Source organism: Mongoliitalea sp., from assembly GCF_054166905.1.
Genome location: NZ_JBSZCK010000014.1, coordinates 41,301 through 63,284, shown reverse-complemented (window position 1 = coordinate 63,284; position 21,984 = coordinate 41,301). Strand labels below are relative to the sequence as shown.

General features: G+C 39.6%; 17 protein-coding genes. 6 read left to right on the top strand and 11 right to left on the bottom strand.

From position 1 onward, the window contains the following. Positions 1-28: 28 nt before the first annotated feature. The 4 genes from ACXIUD_RS04245 to ACXIUD_RS04230 all read left to right on the top strand — a co-directional run bounded on the left by ACXIUD_RS04245 (position 29) and on the right by ACXIUD_RS04230 (position 5,535). Entirely contained in the window at positions 29-1,603 is a 1,575-nt protein-coding gene (locus ACXIUD_RS04245; protein ID WP_189579440.1) for a SusD/RagB family nutrient-binding outer membrane lipoprotein, read from the top strand. Positions 1,604-1,673: 70 nt separating this feature from the next. Continuing rightward, the gene (locus tag ACXIUD_RS04240; RefSeq protein WP_458051374.1) at positions 1,674-2,801 is read left to right on the top strand and encodes a glycoside hydrolase family 18 protein; all 1,128 of its coding nucleotides are present in this window, start codon (positions 1,674-1,676) and stop codon (positions 2,799-2,801) included. After that, positions 2,801-3,682: an ROK family protein gene (locus ACXIUD_RS04235; RefSeq protein WP_458051373.1), complete on the top strand. Its 882-nt coding sequence runs from the start codon at positions 2,801-2,803 to the stop codon at positions 3,680-3,682. Before ACXIUD_RS04240 ends, ACXIUD_RS04235 begins: the two co-directional genes overlap by 1 nt. Next, positions 3,679-5,535, top strand: coding sequence for an FAD-dependent oxidoreductase (locus ACXIUD_RS04230; protein WP_458051372.1), 1,857 nt, complete (start codon positions 3,679-3,681; stop codon positions 5,533-5,535). The genes ACXIUD_RS04235 and ACXIUD_RS04230 overlap by 4 nt, the downstream gene beginning before the upstream one ends. Here the strand turns inward: ACXIUD_RS04230 and ACXIUD_RS04225 are convergent. The 3 genes from ACXIUD_RS04225 to ACXIUD_RS04215 are packed head-to-tail and all read right to left on the bottom strand — an operon-like array spanning position 5,498 to position 11,416. Beyond that, positions 5,498-6,880, bottom strand: coding sequence for a vanadium-dependent haloperoxidase (locus ACXIUD_RS04225; protein ID WP_458051371.1), 1,383 nt, complete (start codon positions 6,878-6,880; stop codon positions 5,498-5,500). The genes ACXIUD_RS04230 and ACXIUD_RS04225 overlap by 38 nt on opposite strands. Continuing rightward, positions 6,867-10,154 carry a VCBS repeat-containing protein gene (locus ACXIUD_RS04220; RefSeq protein WP_458051370.1) on the bottom strand — a complete coding sequence of 1,096 codons (3,288 nt, stop codon included), beginning with the start codon at positions 10,152-10,154 and terminating at the stop codon, positions 6,867-6,869. Before ACXIUD_RS04220 ends, ACXIUD_RS04225 begins: the two co-directional genes overlap by 14 nt. A 23-nt stretch (positions 10,155-10,177) precedes the next feature. Continuing rightward, positions 10,178-11,416, bottom strand: coding sequence for an ROK family protein (locus ACXIUD_RS04215; RefSeq protein WP_458051369.1), 1,239 nt, complete (start codon positions 11,414-11,416; stop codon positions 10,178-10,180). A 234-nt stretch (positions 11,417-11,650) separates the two neighbouring features. Between ACXIUD_RS04215 and ACXIUD_RS04210 the strand changes: the two genes are divergently transcribed. Beyond that, on the top strand, positions 11,651-12,175 hold the full coding sequence (locus tag ACXIUD_RS04210; RefSeq protein ID WP_458051368.1) for a cupin domain-containing protein: 525 nt from the start codon (positions 11,651-11,653) through the stop codon (positions 12,173-12,175). A 55-nt stretch (positions 12,176-12,230) separates the two neighbouring features. On the opposite strand, the gene ACXIUD_RS04205 is transcribed toward ACXIUD_RS04210, so the two are convergent. The 8 genes from ACXIUD_RS04205 to ACXIUD_RS04170 all read right to left on the bottom strand — a co-directional run bounded on the left by ACXIUD_RS04205 (position 12,231) and on the right by ACXIUD_RS04170 (position 20,116). After that, positions 12,231-13,703 (bottom strand): DUF6600 domain-containing protein, encoded by a 1,473-nt coding sequence (locus tag ACXIUD_RS04205; RefSeq protein ID WP_458051367.1) that lies wholly within the window; start codon positions 13,701-13,703, stop codon positions 12,231-12,233. Between the two features lie 289 nt (positions 13,704-13,992). Then, positions 13,993-14,160 carry a Lacal_2735 family protein gene (locus ACXIUD_RS04200; protein WP_458051366.1) on the bottom strand — a complete coding sequence of 56 codons (168 nt, stop codon included), beginning with the start codon at positions 14,158-14,160 and terminating at the stop codon, positions 13,993-13,995. Positions 14,161-14,223: 63 nt separating this feature from the next. Beyond that, positions 14,224-15,789 (bottom strand): hypothetical protein, encoded by a 1,566-nt coding sequence (locus ACXIUD_RS04195; RefSeq protein WP_458051365.1) that lies wholly within the window; start codon positions 15,787-15,789, stop codon positions 14,224-14,226. An 89-nt stretch (positions 15,790-15,878) separates the two neighbouring features. Next, positions 15,879-16,427: a hypothetical protein gene (locus tag ACXIUD_RS04190; protein WP_458051364.1), complete on the bottom strand. Its 549-nt coding sequence runs from the start codon at positions 16,425-16,427 to the stop codon at positions 15,879-15,881. A 1-nt stretch (position 16,428) separates the two neighbouring features. Next, entirely contained in the window at positions 16,429-17,427 is a 999-nt protein-coding gene (locus ACXIUD_RS04185; RefSeq protein WP_458051363.1) for a 3-oxoacyl-ACP synthase III family protein, read from the bottom strand. A 111-nt stretch (positions 17,428-17,538) separates the two neighbouring features. Continuing rightward, the gene (locus tag ACXIUD_RS04180) at positions 17,539-18,438 is read right to left on the bottom strand and encodes an MBL fold metallo-hydrolase (protein WP_458051362.1); all 900 of its coding nucleotides are present in this window, start codon (positions 18,436-18,438) and stop codon (positions 17,539-17,541) included. Continuing rightward, positions 18,438-19,136, bottom strand: a complete 699-nt coding sequence (locus tag ACXIUD_RS04175; RefSeq protein ID WP_458051361.1) for an SOS response-associated peptidase — start codon at positions 19,134-19,136, stop codon at positions 18,438-18,440. Before ACXIUD_RS04175 ends, ACXIUD_RS04180 begins: the two co-directional genes overlap by 1 nt. A gap of 20 nt (positions 19,137-19,156) precedes the next feature. Further along, positions 19,157-20,116, bottom strand: coding sequence for a YheT family hydrolase (locus ACXIUD_RS04170; protein WP_458051360.1), 960 nt, complete (start codon positions 20,114-20,116; stop codon positions 19,157-19,159). Between the two features lie 123 nt (positions 20,117-20,239). Here ACXIUD_RS04170 and ACXIUD_RS04165 point away from each other — a divergent pair, with 123 nt between their 5' ends. Further along, positions 20,240-21,895, top strand: a complete 1,656-nt coding sequence (locus ACXIUD_RS04165) for a pyruvate dehydrogenase complex dihydrolipoamide acetyltransferase (RefSeq protein ID WP_458051359.1) — start codon at positions 20,240-20,242, stop codon at positions 21,893-21,895. Positions 21,896-21,984 lie beyond the last annotated feature (89 nt).

Below are 21,984 nucleotides of genomic sequence, written 5' to 3'. Positions count from 1 at the left end.
TACCCTGAACAATTAAATTGAAAGAATTATGAAAACGATTAATAAATTTATAGGTATTTTATTAGCATTCACACTTGTGTTTTCATCTTGTAATGAGCAAGAGCTATTAGACCTCAATGTGGATCCGAATGCGGTAACAGATATGGATATGCAATTTTTGTTTTCTCTAGCGACTCTTAGAATTGCTGGTGAATATGAAAATACTAGAGCAAATGTATTATATGCTGCTCCAATGATACAGCATATTGCATCTTTAGCTGGTTATTTCAGTGGGGATAAATATTTCTACAATCCACAATATAGTGGAGCTTATATGGAGCGTCATTATACCGATGTGATCCGTTTATATTCTCATGTGATCAATAGAACCCAAGATGATCCTGCGGAAGCTAATGTGTATGCGGCAGCCACAGTTATGCGTGTATTTGACTTGCACAGAATGACAGACATTTATGGTGATATACCGTACTTCCAGGCAGGAAGAGGTTTGGAAGGTGCTGAAAATTGGTTTCCAGTTTACGATAGTCAGCAGGAAATCTACGAAGATATGATTTCTTCTTTGAGAGATGCAAGAGGGAAATTTTCTCCTGCTGCTCGTGGGTTGGGTAATCAGGACTTTATGTACGGGGGCAATCTTGATCAATGGAGAAAGTTTACGAACGCTCTATTGATGAGAATCGCTATGCGAATGAGTAAGGTTAACCCTACTAGGGCTAGAGAGGTCTTTGTAGAGGCAAATAATAGTGGGGCATTTCAGTCTATTGCAGACAATGGTTACATTCACTTTACTACGGGACCTATTGGTGTCAATAGAAATGGATTAAATGATGGACTTTGGAATACGTACAAGTATTCTAGAGATTGTAAAATTAGTAAAACATTCATGGATTGGATGAAAGCTAATAATGATCCGAGATTGATGATAGTGTCTGGGGGGTTAGGAGATCCGGAAAGACCAGAAACTTGGAATACAGATCCAGCAGCGCAAAGAGGAATGCCAAATGGTTATAATTCTGCTACACTAAGGACAATCTTGTCTCCGGAGGATGTGGCAATATTTGATACCCCCGGTGTCGGTAATAGAATGTTTTCCATGCTAAACCTTAAATATTTAGATTGGGAAGATCCTTATTGGTTAATTTCTTATGCCGAAGTGGAGTTAATGAAGGCTGAAGCCGCAGTGTTGGGTTGGATTACTTCTGACGCATCAACACATTTTGCTAATGGAGTTGCCGCCGCAATCAATTCTTGGGTAGATTTTGACGCCTCATTTGCTAGATCTCCTGCTGAGATCAGCGCTTACATTGCAGGAAGAGGTTTCGAAGCAGCCTCTACACAAGACAAACTCCGTCTTATAGGTGAAGAATATTGGGCAGCCACCTGGTTGAATTCAATTGAATCTTGGGCTAATTGGAGAAGAACAGGGTTTCCTGTTTTAGAGCCTACGCAAGATCCAAATAGATTTGAAGCGAATGAAATTCCTCGACGTCTAAGATACTGGGAAGATGAAATTGGTAACAATCCTCAAAATTACCGTTCTGCTGTTAGCAGGATTGGAGGAGATTTCTTCATGACTAAAACTTGGTGGGATGGTGGAAATTAAAAGCTCATAATTTATTGTTAGTCCCAAAAGGTGCCATGAGTAGTGGCACCTTTTTTTACTCCAAAATACTATGAAAAAACTATCTTTCTTTCTAATTGGATACTGTTTCTTTGGTTTGGTTTCATGTACGTTACCAACGGATTCTGTGGAGGAACCTTCCTATAAACTCATCGGATATATTGCAGGGTGGAAAAATCTGGATGTTTCGACCATAGATCCATTTGCATTTACCCACATCAATTACGCCTTTGCTAATGTGATAGATGGACTCGTGATGGAAGGCGAGGGTAGGTTTGAGCAAGATAGCCTTAATTTAGTAGCCCTAAATTCTTTAAAAACTATTAATCCTGATTTAAAAATTTTGATCTCCATTGGAGGCTGGACATGGTCTAAGGGATTTTCAGATGCCGTCCTTACTCCAGAAGGTAGAAAAAAATTAACAGATTCGGCCATAGAGTATTTGTTAAGGCACCAATTAGATGGTTTGGATTTTGATTGGGAGTACCCTGGTATTCCTGGAGATGATAACCCTTACAGGGATGAAGACCGGGAAAATTTTGTTTGGATGTTGAAGTCTGTAAAGGAAGCCTTAGACAGTTTGGGGGGGCTTCATCAAAAGCAATATTTGCACACGATTGCATCGGGTGGATTCAAAGAATATGTAGATGCCAATAATCTTGGAGAAGCTCAAAAGTATCTTGACTTTATTAATATTATGACCTACGACTTTACAGGAGTTTGGGCGTCGGAGACAGGACATCATACTAACTTGAATGCTCCGAAATCTGAAATGCGTTCAACCCAGGCGGCAGTTAGGCAACATTTGGAGGCGGGCGTTCCTGCCGAAAAATTGGTAGTAGGTGTTGCGTTTTATGGTAAAGCATGGAAGTCTGTATTCCCTGAAAATAATGGCTTATACCAACCTGCCACTGGCTGGAAAAATTTCTCTTTTAAAGATATACAAGCATTTATAGCAAATAATGCTTATGAGAAACTATGGGATGAAGCTAGTCAAGCCCCATATTTATGGAACCCGGCTGATTCGATTTTCTTTACTTTTGAAAATGAACAGTCCATCAAAGCAAAAGCAGATTTTGTAAAAGAAATGGGATTAGGAGGTATGATGTTTTGGGAGTATCATGAAGATACTGAAGAGCGAACCTTACTAAAAGCAATGAATCGTTATCTTCGACCTTGATGATTGACACAAAAAAAATAGTGACTGTAGGAGTGGATGTTGGAGGTTCTCGTATAGGTGTTGGGATATTTGATGCTCTTCAGTCGGTCCCAGTATTAATTGATTCGATTGATGCAGCAGTAGATTCGTCTAAAAATCAGCAAGAGATTTTGAGTGCTTGGGAAAATATTTTCCTCCAATTAAAATCCAAGTATATAATTCAAAAAGTAGGAGTAGCATTTCCTGCACCTTTTGATTATGAAAACGGTGTTTGTCTAATTGAGCAACAAGATAAGTTTCGCTCACTTTTTGGTCTAAATCTCAAAAAGGAGTTTGGCAGATTTTTGGGATTGGAGGAGCAAGATATATGCTTTTTGAATGATGCAGAGGCTTATTTAAGAGGAGAGGTAGTTGGAAGTAATCTTGACTTTGATACAGCGCTGTTGTTGACCTTAGGTACAGGTTTAGGGTCTGCTTGGAAGCTAAGTGAAGTAGTAAAGGATGCTGGCTTGTGGTCAAGCCCATTCAAAGACAGTATTATTGAATCTTATGTAGGCACAGCTTGGTTTGTTCGACGGGCCCGAGAGAAGTATGGCGTAGCTGTTCCCCATGTAAGAGCCTTGTTCGAAAATCTCGCTTATCAAAGAATAGCATTTCAACTTTTTGATGAGTTTGCTGCCAATCTTACGGAATTTATTGGGCTTCAATGGCGGATGCAGCCTTTTGAAGCTTTGGTTTTAGGTGGTAATATAGCCAAAGCTCATGCATGGTTTATTCCTGCCTTACAAAGAAATTTAATTGATGCCGATATTTATCTAACCATTATCATCAGCGAACTTGGCGGACTTGCCCCCTTGTATGGAGCAGCCTCATTTGCTGGACTTAACCCTACAAAATTATGATACGATTTAGCCTTTGTACGCTACTTTTATTGGTTACTTCATGGTCCCTCTCCTTTTCTCAAGATCAAACACAAGTATTGATCATAGGTGGAGGAGCTAGTGGAGTTTCCGCAGCAATTCAAGCTTCCGGTATGGGAGTCTCCACGGTAATTTTGGAAGAGACTCCTTGGTTGGGAGGAATGCTCACTTCTGCGGGGGTTTCTGCCATCGATGGTAATCACCGCATGCCATCTGGTATTTGGGGAGAGTTTAGGAGAAAGCTCTACGGGCATTATGGAGGACCTGAAGCCGTTGGTACTGGCTGGGTATCGAATACCTTATTTGAACCGTCCATAGGGAATAAATTTTTTCAGGAATGGACCAAAGACCAAATCAATCTGCGTGTGATGCAACGTGCCAAATGGGAAACTGTTGAATTTGAAAACAATAGATGGTTAGTGACTTATTCACAAGATGGTCAGATGAAGAGTATACAGGCTCAAATGCTGATTGATGCGACAGAGCTCGGTGATGTGATGGCGTCTCAGGGATACGAGTATTTTGTAGGTATGGACAGTCAAGCGAGATTTGGAGAAATCTATGCACCACTAGAAGCAAATGATATAGTTCAGGATTTAACTTATGTAGTTACCTTGAAGGATTTCGGAATAGGCGCCGATATGACAATTCCTAAGCCAGCAGGTTATGATGCGTCCATTTTCGCATGTGCTTGTGACCATGCTGATCCTACTTCTTTTGACGATCCCACCAATGACTGTCAGAAAATGCTCAATTATGGGAAGCTTCCCAATGGAAAATATATGATCAACTGGCCTAATTGTGGGAATGATATTTATATGAATATCATTGAAATGACTCCAGAAGAGCGAATGGAAGCACTTAAGGAGGCTAAACTGCATTCCTTGAGATTTATTTATTACATTCAACAGGAATTAGGCTTTAAACATTTGGGGATTGCAGATGATGAGTTTCCAACGGAGGATCAATTGCCGTTTATTCCCTATCATAGAGAATCACGGAGAACATTGGCGGAAGCAATGTTTACATTACCCCATGTATTGGAGCCCTTCAAACAAGAAAAACCCTTGTACAGAACTGGTATTGCAGTCGGTGATTATACCATAGATCATCATCATAAGATGAATCCGGAAGCACCGGAAATCGACTTTATTAAAATCAGGGTGCCTTCGTATAATGTTCCTTTGGGGAGTTTGATTCCTAAGAGTTCCACCCATTTGATTGTAGCCGAGAAAAGTATAGGGGTTTCAAATATTGTAAATGGAGCTAGCCGATTACAACCAGTTGTACTGGGAATTGGTCAAGCTGCTGGAGCTTTAGCAGCTGTGGCAATATTGAACCAACAAAATCTTCAAGAGGTCGAAGTAAGGGAAGTGCAACAACAACTACTTGATTCCAATGCTTACATAATGCCTTATATTGATATTCAACCCTCTCATGCCAACTTTCAGGCAATCCAACGAATTGGAGCTACTGGGATTTTGAAAGGATATGGAGTACCCTATAAATGGGCCAATCAAACTTGGTTTTATCCAGAAAAAACACTTTCGGAGTTTGAGCTGGCTGAAGGTTTAAGACTTTTCTTCCCTAATCTTACCAATTACTGGAATGCGTCTGGTGAAACCTTAACCTTTGCTTTCTTTTCCGAACTTATGGAAGTAATCCATAAGAGTCTGACTGTAGAAATGATTCTTCAAGCGTGGGACAAATGCGGCCTTGGAGAACGTCCAATGAGTGACCAAAAGTTGACCCGTGAACAGGTGGCTGTATTGGTGGATAAGCTACTAAATCCTTTTGCTATTTCGATTGATTTGCAAGGGAGGTTGAAGAATTGACTTGTTGCAAAATAGTCAATCCTATTTTCTTTCCCTGTTTGACTCCTTCTTCTATTGCATCGCGGAAATGTATGCCTCCATAAAGTCGGGAAATGGCAGCTTCCTCAGCAGCTTGGTAGAAGGAGTTGAAAGCTCTTTCTGGCAATCCGAAGTAAACCTCGGAAGTGTCTATAAAATCAAAGTTATCACCAAAGAAAGCGGTTAAAATTTCTGCCGAAGCACTAGAAATGACACTGTGTCCACTTGTATATTCGGGAAATGGAGGGGTTTGTAGCAAAGGTCTCCATTCTTGATCCAAATGGCGTTGAATTACAGACTCTGGACGGACTCGATCAGAATCATATTTTTCCTCCCAGCAACTGATGAAGGCATCATGCAAAGCCATGGAGACCAAGGCGTGTATATACAATGTTTTTTCCCAATTTAACCCTGCTTTTTCGCTGGCAATTCCAGTAATACCTACCCAATGTCCTCCGGGGGAAATTTTTTTTATTCCGATGGCCATATGTCCTGAAAATTCTACCTTGAAGGGATTACAATCCCAGAAATTGGCAATAAGCTCTTGCTCTTCATTTAGCTTACTTGTTACTGCAAACACTTCATCTAGCTGCAATTTAAATGGAGACCCTTCTGTTAAGTCAAATGGTGCTGGAGGATTAGGTTTATACTGTTCGATGTTTTTCAAAAAAAATGGTTGAATTGTCCTCCATTCCGGTTCAACTGCAGCCATATAGGCTGGAGGGGTTGGAAACCAATACCCTTCTCCTTTTTTGGGACTGTAACGTGTAAGTGTACTTAACTTTCTATATCCATCTGTTCGTGCTAGGTTCAAAACCTGCTTGGCAATGCTGCTTGCAAATTGAATGTTCTTTTCAACTTCTTTCTTACCTATCCATCTATTTTTTGAAAAAGTTTGGATTAGATTTCGTTGCTTTTCTATTAAAAAATCACCTGAGGGCATGATTTCTTGACCAACCAATAGCATAGCATAGGTAGATACAAATGAAGGATTGATTCCTTCATTATCCATGCTCGGTGATTGTAGTTGTCTATTAGTCAAGTGAAGAAGGCTTTTATCCAAAGAGCCTTTGGTAGCTTGAGTATATGCCAAGTGAGCAGCTAGGGTTGAATATGCATAAAACCTCGCCGCGGCAGGAGGGGAGGCCACGTCTGTCACCATTACTTCGGTGACGAAAAATAAATTCTCAGTAAAAAGGGTAGGAGTTGCAGCTTGTTTTTGGGCACTCACCTCCTGAGTAATACAAGCTAAAGCCAAAATACCAATAAGATATAAACTTTGGAGTTTTTTTTGTAATTGTATGCAAGACTGTTTACTGCAATTCATAACTGCTGATTCCTTGATTATTTAATCCAAAATAGAAAGTTTTGGGCTTAGATGGCAGCGCAAGAATAGATTTTATATCGCCTTTTAGCCAAAGTCCAGATTCCCGTTGTGGGATATAAGAGAAATTTCCTTTACCATCCCCTTTGAATAGTTGTCCAAAACTAGCATCGATCAGGCCTATTCTAAGCCTTGTGTAGTTTTGATTGCCACCAAGCAAAATATCAGGGTTTCCATCATCATCATAATCTAAGACCTGTATAGCATGGACAGGAGCAAATTGAGCTTCAATAGGAAGCGGATGCATTTCCAGTTTATCGTTTTTATTTAATAAAATAACAGACCGCAATTCTGTTGCTTGCAGGCTTGAAGCATTTACCAATTGCTCCTTGGTGAATACTTGATGAATTTCAGCTGTCGCATAGCTAGCATAGTCTGTAAACTTGCGTCTCATGTCATAAAGTTGATCCAATAGCTCGTCTCTACTTGCAAATGGATAAGCTTTGCCTTGTATGTAAGAAGTTAGGATGGGATCTAAGGAACCATTGTCATCAAAGTCCTCAAAATACAAGGTTAATGGCTCTTTTGGGCTAGGTTTAAAAGGGCTATTTAGACCGAAATTTCCAATAATTAAATCCAATTTGCCGTTATTATTTAAATCTGCCAATGCTATACTTGACCACCACCCTTGCGTAGGTTGATCGATATATTGATCGGATTCTATTGAAAATGAATTCCCTTGATTAATGAATACTTCAATAGGCATATATTCCCCTGTGATGATCAAGTCTGGTTTGCTATCTGAATTTAAATCAATTACTGCAGCTGCTTTGACCATGCCCAGCTTTCCTTGTTTGGGTAGCCAGTTTTTACTTTGGTCACTAAATTTCCCTTGACCATCATTGATCAAGAGGTAGCTTTGGGGAGTAGAAGGATACCTTCCGGGCATAACCGTACCACCTACAAAAATATCAGGTCTTCCGTCCTGGTTGAAGTCTGCAATAGTGACGACTGTTGTACTCGTCCGGATTTTTGGCAAGGCATCTTTGTCCCAGATGAGATTGCCTTTTCCATCATTTATGTAAAGACGGTCTTGAAGTGACTCATCATTGGAAAGATAATCATGATATCCACCGCTACAAACATATAAATCTATCCATCCATCTCCATTAAAATCAGCAAAAAGGGCACATGCGTCCGTAAATTCAGTGGAGGCCTTATAACCATTAAATACTTTCCATTTTCCATCAACCAATTGAAAGAGGTTTCCTGCTTTGCCCTTACTTCCACCAATGAAAATCTCTTCTTGTCCATCACCTGTTATGTCTGCGGCTGCCATTACCGGGCCCACAAAAGACGGCATTTCGATCAGCAAGGGTTGTCTCTTAAAGTCATTGAATCCGGATTCCTCATGTTTGTATGGAATTGTGAGGGTGGATTCAGTGAAAATTGGTGGTATAAATGAGGGTACTGTCCACGATTGCAGATGTGCTTGCTCAATAGTCAGTAGTTGATTGGCTTCAGTGGAACCTAATTTTTGGACTTTGCCTTCTGGCCATCTAATGGCGATAGAATCTATCATATTGGCGTTTCCAAGTCCAAAATGTAAGCGATGAGATACACTGGATTGAAATCCTCGAGTGGGCATTAGTTCTTGCGTTTGTATCATACCGCCGGTATACAAAGTAACCAAAGCGCCAATACCTGAGCTATTGAGCGTATTCCCCTTTAGTTTAATCTGTAGAAAATTTTGTTTTGTTCCCAGCTTTCCTCCTTGATTTTGAAAAATAGAGGCTGGCTCATTAATATTATTGACAATTAAGTCAAGGTATCCGTCATTATTTAAGTCAGCATAGGCAGCTCCATTGCTAAAACCAGGGCTTGCAATACCCCAGTTTTTTGATTGATTTTTGAATTGTAGATTCCCATTGTTTTCAAAAATATAGTTGGGAATAGGGGTAGAACTCATGGAAGTGACCAAGTGAAGTGTATCCGCTTTTTCTCTATTAATAGCTGACTTAAAGTAATAATCTCCTTTATACTTTAGAAAATCTCTATTGGTGTAGTCCCTGAAGTATCCATTCGTTATGAATAGGTCTTTGAAACCGGAGTTATTTGCGTCGAAAAATAAGGCTGCCCAACTCCAGTCTGTATTGGAAATGCCCGCAAGTTGTCCAATCTCAGAAAATGCCCCCATTCCTTGATTGAGTTGCAACATGTTTCGCATATTTTGATGGTAAAAACCACGATTGACCATTAAAGCATATTGTTCGTAATTTTCAGGACCATAGAGTAGTTTTTGACGTTTATTGTCCTCGGGCAGCATGTCTAAAGTAAAAATATCCATCAAACCATCATTATTGATGTCAGCAATGTCAAGCCCCATAGAGAAATGGGATAAATGTTGGAGCATATCTTCCATTTGATCACTAAATGTGCCATCTCCATTATTGATATAGATATAGTCCTGCTCTATATAATCGTTACTTACATAGATATCCAACCATCCGTCTCCATTGAGATCACTGGCGACTACACCCAAGCCAAAGCCCATAGCATTACCCTTGATGCCAGCTTCTTCTGAAATGTCTACAAAAACTCCATTATCATTTCTGAACAATTTATCTCCTGCAAAAGGATGCCTTACCGATCGTGCCTTATCAAATTCTATTTCATTGATCACCTCTATATGATGATTCAATAAAAATAAATCCAAATCACCATCTTTATCAAAATCGAAAAAAACTGCCTGAGTGCTATTGGAAGGATCATCTAGACCATATACACTAGCTTCTTCCTTGAACGTCAAGTCTCCCTGATTAATGAATAATTGATTCCTCCTGCTATCAAGATCTCCATTGCCAGAGTAGCAGACATAAATATCTAGAAGGCCATCTCCATTGATATCTACCATGGTGACTCCTGTAGTCCAAGAGTTTTTGCCACCCACGCCTGCCGATTGAGTAATATCTTGGAATTTAAAGTCCCCTTTATTAAGGTAAAGTTTATTGTCCACCATGTTTCCTGTAAAAAAAATGTCTTCCAATCCATCATTGTTGATGTCTCCAACCGCTACTCCAGCCCCATTGTAAAAATATTCATAGGTAAGGATGTTATTATTTTTGTTTTCAGTCAACTTATTGGAAAAAGTAACACCTGACTTCTTTGGGTTGAGTAACTCAAAAAGAGGTGGATTGATTGGGTTTGTGGTATTACCGCTACTTAATAACAGTATAATCAAAAGACTGAAGAAGCGTAGGTGATTTTGGGTATTCATAGGCTAGGAAATCAATGAGGAATTCATTGAAAGAATTCCTCAAATATTTTTTCATTGACTACAGCGACTCCACCAAGTAATCCAACTTCTTTGCCAAGTTTATATAGTGTAAGTTCTGTGTTTTCTCTCGCTTTGGCCATGGAGTAAATATTAAGTGCTTGCTGAATTGGGGTCACTAAGTATTGCCTCGCTTCAGCTACAGATCCGCCAATGATAATTAATTCCGGGTTCAGTAATTGAATCAAAATAGAAATTCCTCTTCCTAAATCCAAACCTGCTTCGGATAAAATAGTTATGGCCCGTTGATCTCCAGCTATTGCTGCGTCTACTACCAAATAAGGCTCTATTTCTCCATTGTTTTCACGGGTCATCCTTGCAAGAATTGAATCATGATCAAATTCGATAGCTTCTTTGGCCATTCGTACAATGGCAGTACCCGATGCCACGGACTCTAGACATCCTTTTTTGCCACATGTACAGGTTACCTCTCTTGATTCAAAGATGGGTGAATGAGAAAATTCCCCTGCAAATCCTGAGGCGCCTTGATATATTTTTCCATCAATAATGATCCCTAGGCCTATACCCCAACCTATAAATATTCCAAGGACGTTTTTAAATTGGTCATTTTGACCAAATTTAAATTCTGCAAGTGTCATTGCCCGAGCATCATTTTCTAAAAAAACTTTTATTCCAAGTCGGTTTTCAAATTTTTCAACCAAACTTTTTTGACCAAATTTTAAATATGTATGATTGATGCCGGTTATAGAATCAATCAGTCCTGGCATAGATATGCCGGCTGCAATTATTTTTTCAGATGGAATTCCTGAATTTTGTAAATGGGTGCTGATAAATTCACATATGATCTCAAAAGTGTCTTTTTCATTATTGAGAGTGACTTTAAGTATTTCCGGTGAAGAAACTTGTTGGTTGTTGCTGTTATAAATTGCCGTACGAACTCGGAATTTATTAATGTCAACTGAAATTATGTAGAAGGAATTATCCGATAACTTATATAAATCCGGTTTTCTTCCGCCTTGGGACTCTGCTCTGCCATGTTTAATGATTTCACCCGAACTCATTAAATCACTTAATAAAGAATTTACTGTTGGTAAACTGATACCTACTTCATTGCATATTTCTCCAGCTGTGTTGCTTCCTTTGACATAAAGGTTTTTGATCAGCTTAAGTTTATTGAGATAACTTTTGGCTTCAACTACCCCTTCGATTTTTTCAAGCGTTTTATTTGGATTTTTTAAGTTCATAAGTTAAAGATTCTAAACAAATATGAGAAATTTTCAAAGATTAGCAATTGTCTTTTTTAAAAAAATTAGTGATCACCCAAAAATCAGAGAGATTCACAGCTCATTTTATATGGGATAGATGATTCGCTCTGATTTTTTTCAAAAACAGCAAGATTTGCAGTGAAAAGTAATAAAAAGCACTTTAAGGCAAGTTTTTCCAAAGGATTTTTCTACTTTTGATTGAATAAAATTATCATGAAATTAGTTGTTATACAAAATACCCAGGCACCAAGAACATCTATTTTTGATCAGGTTCGCTCCCAACTTACTGAATATGGTTTTCGCGTTATATCTGAAGATCAATCTAGACCATGGGGTGGTTTTTTCGTAATTGACGAGGATCAAATCCGAGAATTTAAAGAGCTCTTTTTCTCTGAACTGGAGATGTCAGAGGAACAATTTCAGCAGAAACTTAGTCCTAAGGTGCTATTAGTAGAACCTCTAAAAAGGTTGTCCTGGCAGTATCATCACCGCAGGTCTGAGGTTTGGAAATTGCTTTCAGGTAATGGGGCCATTTGTAGAAGTTTTTCAGATGAAGAAGGTCCTGTGGAAGACTTAATTCCAGGGAGAATAATTACATTGGCAACGGGTGAAAGACATCGTCTTATCGGAAAAGATAGTTGGGGTATAGTAGCAGAAATATGGCAACATGTCGACATCAATAATCCCTCCAATGAAGAGGACATTGTAAGAGTTCAGGATGACTTCAAAAGAAAATAAAAAAGGCCCGAAGGCCTTTTTTGGTTTTTATAGGGTAGTTAAGTTGGTTTACCTGTTAGTTGTTGCCTCTGTTTCTAGAGGAATTGCTGCTGGAAGATCTGCTAGAAGAACTAGTGCCACTGGAGGAGCTACTATTTTTTCTGCTAGGCGCAACACTTGGTTTAGCAGCGCTTGAAGATCCACTGTTTCTGCTAGGAGCTACCGTTGGCTTGCTTGCGTTCGAAGATCTGTTATTGGTTGATCTTGGGGCGCTTACTTGGCCAGAGCTTCTTTGGTTATTAGAAGGTGCTTTGACAGACTGACTTCGGCTAGAAGCAGGTGCACTAGCTCTTGGTGCATTATTTTGACTTCTGTTAACTGTTGAAGACTGATTATTTCCAGAAGTTCTAGCAGGAGCATTTCTCACAGCAGGACCAGAAGAATTATTGGTATTTTGATTATTATTTCTTACCGCTGGAGCATTTGTAGTGTTTCTATTTGCTGGAGCTGTAGATCTCACTCCTTCATTCCTAGTCTGCCCACCAGAGTTTACAGTTGCCCCTCGGGAGGTATTGTTGTTTCCAGTGGAAGTTCTATTGACCTCATTTGCTCTTGTACTCCCAGTTGCTGTATTTACTCTGGAAGGAGTTTGAGCAGATCCTACCTGTCCATTTCTGGAATTCCCGTTAACTTCCGTTCCACGGCTAGCAGGAGAGACAGCTCTTCCCTGACTAGAAGCGGCAGCTCTTGTAGCATTACGGCTTCTAAACTCATCTTGGCTGTAAGCGGTAGCAGGTCTTACAACCTCTCTGCTATTTCTGTCAGATTGGATCTGAGGTCTATACATTTCTACTGCGTTGCTACGTACGACTGCTCTTCCTGGTCTGTTACTTTCCTGTACCGTATATACAGGCACTCTACTATTGGTTACACGCTCAATTTCTCTTCTAGAAGGACCAGTGTAGAAGGTATTATTATTAATCACAGTGGTATTGTTGATGATCGTAGTTTGATGGAAGACATTGACCGCTCTGTGATGAGGGATGAAATACCTGTTGAAATGTCTATGTCTGAATCTTCTTTGAGGAATAAATACCCAGTGTGCACTTGGTATTCCAAAACCTACATTGACATGAAGGCCAGGGCCTAGAGGTGCCCATCCATAGAATCCTCCGCCACTTCTCCAGCTTACCCAAGCAGGACCCCACTGATAGCCAGGTACCCATGCCCATCCATAGAAATCTGACCAAAACCATCTTCCATAGTGGAAAGGAGCCCAGCCCCAAGAGAAATCCGATACCCAGGTATTCCCAAAGGATGTCATTACCCATCTTCCGTGAGAGGCATAAGGATGAAAATGAGCATCTACATAAGGGACCCAAACATATCCATGATTAGGATCCATCACCCAGTCGCCAAATGGACTTAATTCATTGTAGAAAACCTGAAAGCTTACTCCGAAAGGAGGAGAAGCAGATGCTTGATGAGGAAGCATGTTAGCTATGCCAATCATCAAGACTATTACGAATATTTTGATTGACCTTTTCATAACAGTATTGGTTTAGTGTACTTTTGAATGTATTTACGGATGATACTGATTGAAAGTTTTGTTTTTTTACAAAATACATATTTATGATTTCGGTTAAAAGTCAAAATAAGCAATAAAAGCATGAAAAAATTAAAAAAATAAAATTATATTTTGTTGTTAGTATAATTGCTCAAGATTAAAAAATAGCAAATACTTTGCCATATTGCTAAATGGGAGGGGTGAAACAGTGTGTTTTATTATAAATCGCTGAAAATAAAGGAAATAAAAAAAGCCGTTAATTCGGCTTTTTTTATTTTTTCAATGCGTCAATTTTTTTTGCAATTTCTTCGGCTTCTGCCATCAATTTATCGGCAGCAGCACGGTTGGAATGGGAGATTTTATGTGATTTTTCTAGCAAGGACTTATACTCATCCTGCAGTTTTTCAATTTCTGATTTCTTTTTGAATAGTCCAAACATAGCCTTTTTTTATCATAACAGTTGTATGGTCTATTTGTTTGAGGGTTTCAAATGTTTAGTTAATTAAAAGCCTTCTGATGGATCAGGTATGATCTCATCATCTTTGAAATTGATGATTTGCTCAAGTCTACCGGCAATGTTAAAATATCTCCAAGGTCCTTCTTTTTTGCCATCTTTCATTTGGCCTTCAGAGGCTTTCCGTCCATTTTCATGGAAATAAACCCAAGTGCCATCTGCCTTTCCATTTACATACATTCCCTCAGATTCTTTGGTCCCTGAAGTGTAATAGGTGATTCTTGATCCATTGCCATTGCTTAGGGTACCTTTATCGTACGTAGTGCTACCGTCATAAGAGAAGTAGTCACCAACATTCATCAATCTTCCATTATCCCAGAATTCTTCTTGGGTCAACTGTTTATTGTCATAAAATAATCCCCAAACACCATTTTCAAAGCCAAGGAAATAGTTACCGACGGATTTTAGTTGTCCTCCATCATAGTAATAAAACCATTGTCCATTTTCAGAACCCAAGGAATATTCTCCTTCTGCAATCAAAATGCCTATTTTATTAAAATACTTCCAGAGACCTGTTTTAAGATCATTTCTGTATTCACCAGCAGAATAAACGGTTCCTTCCGGAAAATAACTTATCCAAAGACCATCCTTGGCCCCATTTCTATATTGTCCTTTAACAGATACTTTTCCGTTGGCATGGTTTTCAATATATTCGCCTGTAGGTACTCCAAGTGAATAAATCATCCGCTTCGAAAGTCTTCTGTTTGGAAAAAACTCTTCCCAAGTACCTGTAGGCAAATCGTTTTCGTAACGTTCTATTCTGGCAGTTCTTCCGTTTTCATAAAAGAATTTCCATTCCCCAGTTCTATTGCCTCTATTATCAAAGAATTGTCTGGATTCCACTGATTTAGTGCCTGGGAAATAACTTACCCATTCCCCTATTTTTTTCCCGTTATCATAGGTGCCTTTTTCTGCAACTAAGCGAGCTCCGGCGTATCGGGTGTAAGGACCATGGGGTTCACCATTACGGTAATCTACCTCTACCATTACATCTCCTTGAGGGAAAAATTCACGATAAGGGCCATCCCTTCTTCCATCCTTATAAATTTCCCGAGATAGGAGTTCACCGGTGTCATAAAAACTCACCCACTGACCCTCACGCTTTCCGTTTTGATATTGTCCCTCTAATTTTACCTGTCTTGGGTTAAGCCAGCTGAAATTGCCGTCTCTTCCAAAAAATTCTTTGTAACTACCTACGGGGATAGAGTCAGCAAAGGACATTTCTAAAATTAATGCTCCAGTGCTATCAAATTCGCGGTAACTGCCATTCAGTTTATTGTTTCTATATTGTCTTTCGGAGCGTTTTACATTCCCAGCCTGAAAGGTTGTTAATAAACCTTCTCTACTTCCAGCTTCGAAATTAATAGTTTGGATAAGCTGGCGTGTTCTTGGATTTTCAAACCTCCATAGGCCTTCCATTAAGCCATTTCTCAAAATACCTGTGCCCACCAACGTAGAGTCACTGTTAAATATGCTGACTACATTGGGGTTATTTTGAGCAAACGTCGGGGTTGCGATACTCAGTAGAAAGAAAGCAACAAAAATATATCTCATAAGAAGTTGGTCAGGATTCAATTATATAGGTACGAATATATTCAATATGCGGTTGTAAATTAGTTCAATTTGAAGAAAAAAGGAAAAGATTACCATGTATATTCCATAATTCTGTCAATTTCTTTGGATAGCACTGTTTGAAGTATCCCTACATTACTGGGAAGCGCTATTTTCTTGAAAATTTGTAAGCGATTTTCTGAAATAACATCTTTTATTGAGATTTGTATTTTTGTTTTTGATCGGATCATTTGTTCATAATCCCAAGGGTCAACTCCTGAAAAATAAGAATAGTCACTCGGCTGACTTTCACCAAATTTAGCTAGTTGCGAGTTTCTTTTTTTTCCAACCAAAATAATCAAAAAAAGACCATGACCCCACCAATTAAGTAATCGTATATTAAAACCTGATTCTTCATTAAAATCTCTGACGATATCCAAGACTTGATAAGGATGACCTAATAATTGCAAACCTTTGGTAACCTTACAGCCTTTAGAAGATGGGAAGATTTTTATAAGTTTTTGCTGTGTGAAGGTATTAGATAATTCTGCAAAAAGATCTAAAAAAAGCGTCGTTTGCTGGTTGATTTCAGGCCAAAGTGATTGGTCTTCCAACAAACGACGATTGATAGTATGACTCATATTACCACCTCAATAAAGCTGAGGCCCAAGCAAATCCACTACCAAAAGCGGCTAAGCAAATCAGGTCACCTTCTTTTATTCTCCCTTGTTCCCAAGCTTCTGATAAAGCAATAGGAATGGTGCCTGCTGTTGTATTTCCTAAATACATAATGTTATTGAAAACTTTCTCATCAGGTAAGCCCATTTTTTGTTGAATGTAATTACTGATCCGAAGATTGGCTTGGTGTGGTACTAATAAATCGATTTCGGATTTATCTACACCGTTAGCTTCCAAGGCTTCGTTGATGACTTCCGAGAAACGTACCACAGCATGTTTGAATACCGCATTTCCGTTCATCTTTAAGAAGAAATCACCACGCTCGATCAATTCCTGAGATATTCTCACAGGTTGGCTTGAGCTTGGGGCTATGCAGTATAATTCTTCTGCATAATCTCCATCAGCATGTAGGTGCGTAGACATGATTCCTGGCATATCGGGCTCTACCGCTGATAATACTACAGCACCAGCTCCATCAGCAAAAATTACTGCACTTGACCTTCCTTCATCGCTTTTATCCAAAGCGGAAGACTGGATTTCAGCTCCCACCACGAGGATATTTTTATACATACCTGTTTTGATAAACTGATCAGCTACAGAAAGCCCGTAAATGAATCCTGAGCAAGCATTTCGTATATCAAGCGCTCCAATGCCATGCATCCCAAGCTCTCGCTGTAGCAATACTCCATTGCCTGGAAGAAAATAATCGGCGGTAATAGTTGCAAAAACAATAAAATCTATGTCTTTTGCTGTTAAACCGGCACGTTCGAGAGCCATTTTTGAAGCCGCAGCCGACATGCTGGTAACAGTATCTTTTCCAGGGGTAAACCAACGTCTTTCCTGTATACCAGTTCGCTCCACAATCCAATCATTATTGGTGTTCATGATAGAGGAAAGGTAGTCGTTGGTGATGATATTTTCAGGTACATAGTGCCCTGCACCTGTTATTCTGGATTTTTTCATGGGAAATAATTTTGGTTAAACTTGGGCTTAGCATTCTGTTGGCTAGGCAAATATCCAATCTTTGGATGGGATTACCAAAACTATTAAATCCTGTAAATGTTCTGAATAAGTTTAAATCCTTCCTTGACTTTTCAATTTCCAATACCGAAGCAATCCAGCAACAGACATCCAGCTTGGATTGGCGTACTCATACACTTGGATCAAAGCTTCTGAACAGTTTTGGGAGCTGAGTTGTTCGCGAGTGTAAGTCATAAATAATTTAGTAACCTCCTCAATAGCTGTTTGCTTTTCAAAGTGGATTTTCATCCATTTAGCCCAGTCATCTAAGATAGCCTCTAATGATGCCATGTGACCAATAGGCTCATCAATTACCCCAAAGTGTGTTAGAAAAAGTTGCTTTGGATGATGCGATAGGATTTTTTGGATGGAGTTTTTCCAATCTTCAATGTGTATATCTGGCGGTGGACAAGGAGGTACCACAGGGCCATCATCGATTTTAACACCTGCCACATCCCCGGTAAAAATGATTTCATCTAATTTCCATGCGATATGATGAACCGCATGCCCGGGACTGTGAATGGCTTCCAAGGTCAGGTCTCCAATGGGAAATTGCTGACCATCTGCTACTGAAACCAGATTGGCCTCAGCTATAGGCTCCATACTACCCCATAAACGTTCCATATCTGCCCCGTAAATCATCGCCGCAGAGTTCCAAAGTTTTTCAGGACTTGCTAAATGTGGTAAACCTGCTGGATGAACATGTATTTTAGCACCTGATTTTGCAAACTTCCAAGCAGCTCCCGCATGGTCAAAGTGAATGTGTGATAAAAATACGTGTGCAATATCAGACATCTCAAATCCAAGTGCTTCAATGCCGTTTTTAAGCTGTATAAATGTGCTTTCAGGCCCAGTTTCTACTAAAATAGGGCCTTCTGAACTTTCGATCAAAAAGCAAGCAATGGCTTCAGAGGTTTCAAGAAATTGTAGGTCTATTGTATGTATAGTGGGCATTATCCAAAAAGGGTATAGTTTCCAAATTGATCCATAGGGGAGGTTTTTCGAATGATCGCAGGACTATCATTGTAAACAGAATTCACCAAAGGGGAAACGGTATGTGACACCATCAACTCGGGATTATATGGTTGCAAAAGATTCAGCAAGGCTTCTTCCGAACTATACTTGTCCAACCATTTTTTCTCATCTTCTTTCTTCAAAATCACAGGCATCCGGTCATGGATTTCACCAACCACCGAATTGGGTTGGGTGGTAAGGATTAAAAATGTGTGATTATTTTCTCCCTTTTCATTCTCATATTCTTCCCAAACCCCTGCAAATGCAAAAATTTCATCATTTTCCAATGCGAATCGATAAGGGATTTTAGTCTTTTTGCCAACCCGTTTCCATTCAAAAAAGCAATCCGCCGGTACCAAGCAGCGTCTTTGTTTAAAGGCAGATTTGAAAGAGACTTTTTGATGAACTGTCTCTGCACGTGCATTGATGAAATTTATAGATACAGGTTTATTTTTGGCAAAATCAGGCGTAAGTCCCCAGTAGAAAAATGAAAATCCCTTGGGGCTATCTGAAGTGATGACGGGCACGAGTTGTGAGGGCGCTATGTTGTATCGGGGATTGAAATCTCCCAGCATTTCTGCCTGAAATCGTTCTTCGAGTTCTATCTTACTTTTACTGAGTGAATATCTACCGCACATAGCTGTATTTTTTTAGAAAATTAAGGTTCAAATCTGATAAATTCAAATGCTCTTTTCTCTGACCAATAAATGTCTTTGCTTTCTCTCGGAGTAAAGCCCACATGCCCCCCCAATTTGGGAAACTCCATCCAGACAGTATCCAAGGTCCTACCCAGCGAAATTGGAAAGCACTTATCTGTTAAAAATGGATCATTCTGTGCATTTAAGACCAGTGTAGGTACTTCGATTCCCTCTAGGAAATATAAAGAAGAACATTGTTCGTAGTAATCATGTGCATCCTCAAATCCATGAAGCGGGCCTGTGTAAATATCGTCAAAGTCTTTAAGAGTTTTGATTTTCCGAAGTGTTCCCAGAGGAATATCTTCAGGAAATAGTTTAGCTTTTTTGATGACCTTTTCTTTCAAGGTTTTTAAAAAGCGCTTGGCATACATGATGTTTTCCCCGGAAGAGATTTTGAGACAAGAACTTTCTAGATGCAAAGGAACAGATATAGCAACTCCTTTTTTAATTTTTGGAAGCCTGTTTCTTTTTTCTCCCAAATACTTCAAGGTAAGATTTCCACCTAGACTAAAGCCTATCAAATGGATATTTTGGTAACCAATTGCGGCATGATTAACGACTGTATCCAAGTCATAAGTGGCACCAGAGTGATAAAAAATAGGTTTGGAATTAAGTTCTTCTCCACAACCACGGAAATTCCAAGTCAACACATCAAATCCGTTTGCATAAAATTGTCGGGCCATACCAGTCATGTAAGGGCGTTGGCTATTACCTTCCAATCCATGACTGATGATAACCAAATCATCGGAGTTGTTTTTCAACCAATCCAAATCCAAAAAATCCCCATCGGCAGTTGTAATGCGCTCTCTTTCAAAGGGCAGCGGGATGCTTGAGCGAAAGAGTGAAGGGATGATTGTCTGAAGATGGCCATTGAAAAGCCACTTAGGAGATTCATATTCTGTGTTTTTACTTAAGGGCATTTGGGAACAATTCTGCTGTTTTCATGCTTTACAATCCTGAAAATAGTATTATAAATTTGAATAAAGACATTTTAACAACTATTTTTGGACTCCTTAAATTTGGACTAGGAATCTATTAAACTTATGGCCGAGATAATTAGAATGCCCAAAATGAGCGATACCATGGAAGAAGGGGTAATCGCAGCGTGGTTGAAAAAAGTAGGTGATACTGTTAAGCCTGGAGATATTCTAGCAGAAGTGGAGACCGATAAGGCGACCATGGAATTGGAATCTTATGATGAAGGTGTACTATTACACATTGGTGTGGAAGAGAAAGGTGCAGTACCAGTTAACGGTGTCATTGCAATCATTGGGGAAAAAGGTGAAAACATAGATGCTTTGCTAAAGGAAATTGCCTCAGGTGATGCTCCCGCTGCAAAAGCTGAAGATACTAAAGAAGAAGTTGCTCCATCAAAAGCTGCTGAAGAAAAACCAAAACAAGCAGAGAAAATCGATACTTCCGGTATCAATGCCACAGTCATTACCATGCCTAAAATGAGTGATACTATGACAGATGGTACTATCGCAAGCTGGTTGAAAAAAGTAGGTGATGATATTAAATCTGGTGATATTATCGCAGAAGTAGAGACGGATAAGGCGACCATGGAATTGGAGTCTTATGAAGATGGTACTTTACTTTACATCGGAGTGGAAGCAGGAGATTCAGTTCCTGTAGATGGAGTCATTGCGATCATCGGAGAAAAAGGTGCGGACTATCAAACCTTGTTAAAAGCCCATGAAGCCAAGAGTTCTGATGAGCCTGAAGCTGTAGCCGAATCTGCTCCAGCTGTGAAAGAAGAGCCAAAAGAAGAGCCAAAGGCCTCTACTACCACTTCTACTACTCCTGTAGCTGCAGCAACTGAGAATGGTGAGCGTGTAAAAGCCTCTCCTTTGGCAAAACGCTTAGCTGAGGAAAAAGGAATCGATATCCGTCAGGTAAAAGGTTCTGGTGAAGGGGGTAGAATTATCAAAAGAGATGTTGAGACCTTTACACCTGCGGCTGTCCAAGCGGCGCCAGCACAAGCTGCTGCCAGTGTTTCTGCACCTGCTTTGGGGCAGGAGTCTTTCCGTGAAGAGAAAGTATCTCAGATGCGTAAAGTAATTGCCAAGCGATTGGCTGAAAGTAAATTCACAGCTCCTCACTTCTACTTGACCATGGAAATCAACATGGACAAAGCTATCGAAGCAAGAAAGAGCATGAATGAAATCTCTCCAGTAAAAATTTCCTTCAATGACATGGTGATCAAAGCGGCTGCGGCAGCTCTACGTCAGCATCCTAAGGTAAATTCTTCCTGGTTGGGTGATAAAATTCGTTACAATGACCATATCCACATCGGTATGGCTGTAGCAGTGGAAGAAGGCTTATTGGTTCCTGTAATCAGATTTGCGGACTCCAAGTCACTTTCTCAGATTTCCAACGAGGCGAAATCTCTTGGAGGAAAAGCAAAAACAAAAGAGTTGCAACCTAAGGATTGGGAAGGGAATACCTTTACCATTTCTAATTTGGGAATGTTTGGTATCGATGAATTTACCGCCATTATCAACCCACCAGATGCTTGCATCTTAGCAGTAGGAGGTATCAAAGAAACTGTGGTTGTGAAAAACGGTCAAATGCAAGTCGGAAATGTGATGAAAGTAACGCTTTCCTGTGACCATAGAGTAGTGGATGGAGCAGTAGGTTCTGCCTTCCTTCAGACACTTAAAGGACTCTTGGAAGATCCGGTTAGAATATTGATCTAATCCTAGACATAAAATACCTGTCAAAAAGTCCTGATTCTTCGGGACTTTTTGTTTTGGTCATTGTTTTGAGTGTACCATTTACGTTGTAC